Annotated in this window: 8 protein-coding genes; 3 read left to right on the top strand and 5 right to left on the bottom strand. The window is 68.5% G+C overall.

The features are described 5' to 3' along the window. The 3 genes from ACNPM4_RS06825 to ACNPM4_RS06815 form a co-directional block, all read right to left on the bottom strand. On the bottom strand, positions 1-280 hold a 280-nt coding region (locus ACNPM4_RS06825; RefSeq protein ID WP_448985178.1), incomplete at its 3' end, for an MFS transporter. Beyond that, complete coding sequence (locus ACNPM4_RS06820; protein ID WP_448985177.1) at positions 277-714, bottom strand: MarR family winged helix-turn-helix transcriptional regulator; 438 nt, start codon at positions 712-714, stop codon at positions 277-279. The genes ACNPM4_RS06820 and ACNPM4_RS06825, both read right to left, overlap by 4 nt. A 37-nt stretch (positions 715-751) precedes the next feature. Beyond that, positions 752-1,540, bottom strand: a complete 789-nt coding sequence (locus ACNPM4_RS06815) for an IclR family transcriptional regulator (protein WP_448985176.1) — start codon at positions 1,538-1,540, stop codon at positions 752-754. A gap of 105 nt (positions 1,541-1,645) precedes the next feature. Between ACNPM4_RS06815 and ACNPM4_RS06810 the strand changes: the two genes are divergently transcribed. Genes ACNPM4_RS06810 through ACNPM4_RS06800 form a run of 3 tightly spaced genes read left to right on the top strand, consistent with a single transcriptional unit; the run spans position 1,646 to position 4,266 of the window. Next, positions 1,646-2,419 (top strand): CoA transferase subunit A, encoded by a 774-nt coding sequence (locus ACNPM4_RS06810; RefSeq protein ID WP_029263587.1) that lies wholly within the window; start codon positions 1,646-1,648, stop codon positions 2,417-2,419. A 1-nt stretch (position 2,420) separates the two neighbouring features. Continuing rightward, the gene (locus ACNPM4_RS06805; protein WP_448985175.1) at positions 2,421-3,089 is read left to right on the top strand and encodes a CoA transferase subunit B; all 669 of its coding nucleotides are present in this window, start codon (positions 2,421-2,423) and stop codon (positions 3,087-3,089) included. Further along, entirely contained in the window at positions 3,082-4,266 is a 1,185-nt protein-coding gene (locus ACNPM4_RS06800; RefSeq protein WP_448985174.1) for an acetyl-CoA C-acyltransferase, read from the top strand. The genes ACNPM4_RS06805 and ACNPM4_RS06800 overlap by 8 nt, the downstream gene beginning before the upstream one ends. Positions 4,267-4,290: 24 nt before the next feature. Here the strand turns inward: ACNPM4_RS06800 and ACNPM4_RS06795 are convergent, their stop codons facing one another. Further along, positions 4,291-4,590 carry a hypothetical protein gene (locus ACNPM4_RS06795; RefSeq protein WP_029263584.1) on the bottom strand — a complete coding sequence of 100 codons (300 nt, stop codon included), beginning with the start codon at positions 4,588-4,590 and terminating at the stop codon, positions 4,291-4,293. A gap of 9 nt (positions 4,591-4,599) precedes the next feature. Further along, a partial coding sequence (locus ACNPM4_RS06790; protein ID WP_448985173.1) for an aminotransferase-like domain-containing protein occupies positions 4,600-5,582 on the bottom strand: 983 nt, incomplete at its 5' end.

Below are 5,582 nucleotides of genomic sequence, written 5' to 3'. Positions count from 1 at the left end.
GGGCGAAGACGACGATGAGCGCGAGCCCGATGAGCAGGGTGGCCTTGGCGCCGATGCGGCTGGAGATCCAGCTGGTCACCAGCATGGCGAGGCCGGTCACCAACAGGTAACTGGTGAAGAGGAGTTCGGTCTCCACCGGCGACGCCTGGAGCGACTCCGCGATCGCGGGGAGGATCGGATCGACGAGCCCGATTCCCATGAAGGCGACGACGCAGGCGAAGGCGACGGCCCAGACCTGCGCCGGCTGCTTCCACACCGAGGGGGTGGCGGTGTTGTTCACCGAGATTCTCCTGTTCGTTCCGTGGCGGTGTGCGCAGCGAGGATCTCCGCCGCGCGGGTGAGAGCGGACCAGTCGTCGTCGTTCAGCGCGGCGAACCGCGGCGCGAGGATCTCGCGGAACTCTGCACGCCAGGCAGCGACGGCGGCAGTGCCCTGAGAGGTGATGTCGACGACAGTCGCTCGCGAATCGTCCGGGTCGGGGGAGCGGAGCACGAGCCCCTCACGCTCCAGCAGGCCGAGGAGGCGGGTCATGCCGGGCTGAGTGGTGCGCGCTGCGGCGGCCAGCTCGCCCACGCGCCTGGCACCCTCCTGCTCAAGGAGGCTCAGCACCCGCCACTGCGCGGCGGGCGCGTCGTTGCCGGCATCCTGCGCCGCGATGCGGCCCAGAGCGTAGCCGGAGAGCACCAGTGATGCGACGACGTCCGAACGATTCATACCATCGAGTATATACCGGATGGTATGTACGTTACTTCTAACGTCGGGCGTTCGCTATCCGCGCCGAGAGCTGATGGGCGTGCGCCAACAGGGTGCGACCCAGCTCCGTCATCCGATCCGGACCGAAGCGGAACTCGACTCCGGTCAGACTGAGCGCCCACTCCGGGCGTCCGGATCGATCGAAGACCGCGGCGCCGATGCCCCAGCTGCCTTCGACGATCAAGCCGGGGTTGACGGCGTATCCGCGTTCCTTGGTCTCGGCCAGTCGGGTCCGCAATGCCCGCGGACGGTGCGTCGGCCCCCACGCGCTCTCAAGGTCGGGGTGCCGCTCCAGATACGTGTCCACATCATGGTCAGGGAGGAACGCCAGGATCGCGAGACCCGCGCTGGCGACGCCGAGGGGGAACCTCACGCCCTCGCTCAGGACGAAGGAGCGGATGGGGAAGGAGCCTTCCTCCCGAAGCAGGCACACCGTCTCATCCGCTCGCCGCACGGAGAAGAACGCGCTCTCCTCGGTCTTGACCGCCAGCGACCGGACGATGTCCCGCGCGAGGGCGGTCACGTCGTAGCGCGTAGCGGCAACCGAGCCCATCAGAAACAGCTCGGGGCCGGGCATCCAGCGGGTGCTGTCCTCGTCGCGGTCGACGAGCCCCTCGAGTTTGAGTGCACTGAGCAAGCGATGGGCGGTCGAGCGCGACAGCTCGGCAGCACGTGCGAGATCTTGGAGGGAGGCGCCGTCCGCGCCGGCGGCCGTCACGAGCCGGAGCAGGCGCGCGGCCCGAGCGATGGCCTGTGCACCGGGGACGGAGCGCGCGGTCGATTCCATATCGTGGACGCTATCTCCGTATCTGCCCACATCGCAAGACGTGATCGTTGCGCCGGGGGCCGAAGAGCGGATGCTGGAGTGAGGCACGAATTCGAAGGAGCAGACGTGATCGACAAGCAATGGGACTCGGCAGCGCACGCCGTGTCCGACATTCCCGACGGAGCCTCGTTGGCGGTCGGCGGGTTCGGGCTGTCCGGTAACCCGATCGCGCTCATCGAAGCTCTGCTGGCCCAGGGCACGAAAGATCTCAGCGTCGTGAGCAACAACTGCGGAGTGGACGACTGGGGACTCGGGGTGCTGCTCGCCGCGCAGCGCATCCGCAAGATGACGTCGTCGTACGTGGGGGAGAACAAGGAGTTCGAGCGTCAGTTCCTGAGCGGCGAACTCGAGCTCGAACTCACGCCGCAGGGCACGCTGGCCGAAAAGCTCCGGGCCGGGGGATCGGGGATCGCGGCCTTCTACACGCAGACGGGTGTCGGCACCCAGGTCGCAGAAGGCGGGCTGCCCCGCCGGTACAACGCGGACGGCACGATCGCCGTCGCCTCCCCGGTGAAGGACGTCCGAACATTCGAGGTCGATGGCTCGCCGGCGGACTTCGTGCTCGAGGAGGCGATCACCACGGACTTCTCGCTCGTGCACGCTTCCCGCGGCGATCGCCACGGAAACCTCGTCTTCAACAAGGCGGCGCGCAACTTCAACCCGCTGGCCGCGATGGCCGGACGCACCTGCATCGCTCAGGTCGAACAGCTCGTGGAGCCGGGTGAGCTCGATCCGGACAGCATCCACCTTCCCGGCGTCTTCGTGCATCGCATCGTCGAGGTGGGCACGGACATCCCCAAGCGCATCGAGCGGCGCACCGTCGCCGTGGAAGGAGCCTGAGATGGCACTCACACGAGACCAGATGGCGGCCCGCGCGGCAGCCGAGCTGGAGGACGGTTCCTACGTCAATCTCGGAATCGGGTTGCCGACGCTCGTGCCCAACCACGTGCCGAGCGACGTCACGGTGGTGCTCCAATCCGAGAACGGGATTCTCGGCATCGGGCCCTACCCGCACGAAGACGCCGTGGACCCCGACCTCATCAACGCGGGTAAAGAGACGGTCACGACCCTGCCCGGTGCGGCGTTCTTCGACTCGGCCACCAGCTTCGGGATGATCCGCGGCGGCAAGATCGATGCCGCGATCCTCGGCGCGATGCAGGTCTCGACGAGTGGGGATCTCGCGAACTGGATGATCCCGGGCAAGATGGTGAAGGGCCCCGGCGGGGCAATGGATCTCGTGCACGGTGCTGCTCGGGTGATCGTGCTGATGGAGCACGTGGCCAGGGACGGATCGGCCAAGATCGTGGACGAGTGCTCGCTGCCGCTGACGGGTCGCGGAGTGGTCGACCGGATCATCACGGACCTGGCCGTGATCGACGTCACGCCCGAGGGACTGACGCTCGTCGAGACGGCCCCGGGAGTCAGCGTGGACGAGGTCATCGCCGCGACCGAGCCGGCGCTCACCATCCATCCGGATCTCCTCCACGAAAGGACCTCGCATCATGAATGACAACGACATCGTCATCGTCGCCGCTGCTCGCACACCGCAGGGGCGACTGAAGGGGCAGCTGGCGGCCTTCACCGCTCCTCAGCTCGGCTCTTTCGCCATCAGAGGCGCGCTGGAGCAGGGCTTCGTCGACCCCGGCGACGTCGACGCGGTGATCGTCGGACAGGTGCTGGCGGCGGGCTCGGGTCAGAACGCCGCTCGGCAGGCGGCGATCGGTGCCGGGATCGGCTGGGACGTGCCGGCCCACTCCGTGAACAAGGTCTGCCTGTCGGGATTGACCGCGATCATCGACGCCGCTCGGATGATCCGCACCGGCGACGCCGAGGTGGTGGTCGCCGCCGGGATGGAGTCGATGACGCGGGCACCGCACATGCTGATGGGCTCGCGCGACGGCTGGGCGTACGGCAGCGTCGAGGTGCTCGATCACATGGCCTACGACGGTCTGACCGACGCCTACGACCGCGAGAGCATGGGCGCGTCGACGGAGCGCCACAACGCGCGATATGAGCTCACCCGAGAGGCGCAGGACCGTGTCGCCGCGCTCTCTCACCAACGCGCGGCCGCTGCCCAGGAAACGGGAGTGTTCGAGGCCGAGATCGTCGCCGTCGACGTGCCACAGCGCCGGGGTGAGCCGGTTCGCGTGACGAAGGATGAAGGGGTGCGCCCCGACACGACGGTCGAGACCCTCGGTGGGCTGCGGGCGGCCTTCGCGGAGGGCGGATCGATCACCGCGGGGAACTCGTCTCAGATCTCCGACGGCGCATCGGCCGTGGTCGTCACCGCGCGACGCACGGCCGTGGCCAAGGGCTGGTCGGTGCTCGCCACCGTCGGCGCCAGCGGTCAGACGGCCGGCCCGGACAATTCCCTGCAGGCGCAGCCGGCGCGTGCGATCGAGCGTGCGTGCGAGAAGCAGGGGATCGCACCCTCGGATCTCGATCTGGTGGAGATCAACGAAGCATTCGGCGCGGTCGTGGCCCGCTCACAGGTCGAGCTCGGGCTGGACGAGGACATCGTGAACATCCACGGCGGCGGGATCGCGATCGGACACCCGATCGGTGCATCCGGCAACCGACTCGTGGTGCACGTGGTGCACGAGCTCGTGCGTCGCGGTGGCGGAACCGCCGCGGTCGGCCTGTGCGGCGGCGGCGGTCAGGGCGAGGCGTTGATCCTCACACGGTGAACGATGCGCTCGGGGCGCGCGGTGTCAGTGCCGTGCGTCCTTGGCGTGATCCTGCGTGTCGGCGAGGGCCTTCTGCGAGCGGAACTGGAGCCGCTGGGCCTTCTTCGCCTTCTTGACCGACTGCGGCGAGTCGGCATCGACGAGCACACCGCGTCGTTCGCGGTTCATGTCGATCACTGCACCGACGGCGAGCGCCATCGTGATGCCCCAGCTCAGCCAGGACAGCAGGGAGCGCCAGGTGATCGGCTGCTCGCGGGTGCCGCGTAGCAGCGAGACTCCTGCAGAGATCGCAGCGACGAGTCCGGTGCTGAAGAGGTAGCGCATGCCCCCACGCTACCTTCCCGTGCCCCAGGTCGTCCCGAGCCTTGACAAGCCCTCCCTGATCCTGTCAGGGGCGTAGGTCGTGAACGACAGGCGGAGCGTCCGCCGATCGGGCGTTCCGGAGTAGAACGAGACCCCGGGTACGTAGGCGACATCGTGGGCCAGGGCGCGCCCGAGCGACTCGGCGGCATCCATCCCCTCGGGCAGCCGTGCCCAGACGAACATGCCGCCGTCGGGATGGTTCCAGGTGCTGCCGGTCGGCAGAACGGTGGGCAGGGCGTCGAGCATCGCGTCGCGCCGGGCGGAGTACGCCTCGCGGATGCGCGTGAGCGCGGGCTCCCCGCGGCCCGAGAGGAGGTAATGGGCGGCTGCTGCCTGGTCGATGGTGGAGGTGTGGAGGTCGGCGGCCTGCTTCGCGATCGTCACGGCGGGGCGGATATCAGGGGTCGTGCGGATCCATCCGATGCGCAGCCCCGGCGCGATCACCTTCGAAAAGCTGCCGAGGCTGATCACGTGCGCCGGTGCGAGCTCGGCCAGCGAGGGGAGGGCCTCACCCGAGTACCGCAGTTGGCGGTAGGGCTCGTCCTCGATGATGCGGAATCCCCGCCGCTGTGCGATGGCGGCGATGTGCCGGCGGGCATCGAGCCCGTGCGTGCGGCCGGTGGGATTCTGGAAAGTGGGGACCGTGTAGAAGAACTTCGGGCTGTGCTCGGCGGCGAGCCTGTCCAGCGCTTCGAGATCCAGCTCGCCGCCGTCATAGGGGACACCGATGACGCGCGCGCCGGCCAACGCGAAGGTCTGCAGCGCCGCGAGGTAGCACGGTTCCTCGACCAGGATCGTGTCGCCGGGATCGAGAAGCGTCGTCGAGATCAGGCCGAGCCCCTGCTGCGAACCCGTCGTGATGATGAGGTCGGATGCCGCGGTGGGCAATCCGTCCGCCGAGTAGCGCCGGGCGACTTCCTCCCGGAGCCGGGCGTCTCCCTCGGACGTGGAGT

The organism is Microbacterium umsixpiens, assembly GCF_053543675.1.
The sequence above is the reverse complement of the archived record's forward strand: the minus strand, read 5'-3'. Positions and strand labels throughout refer to the sequence as shown.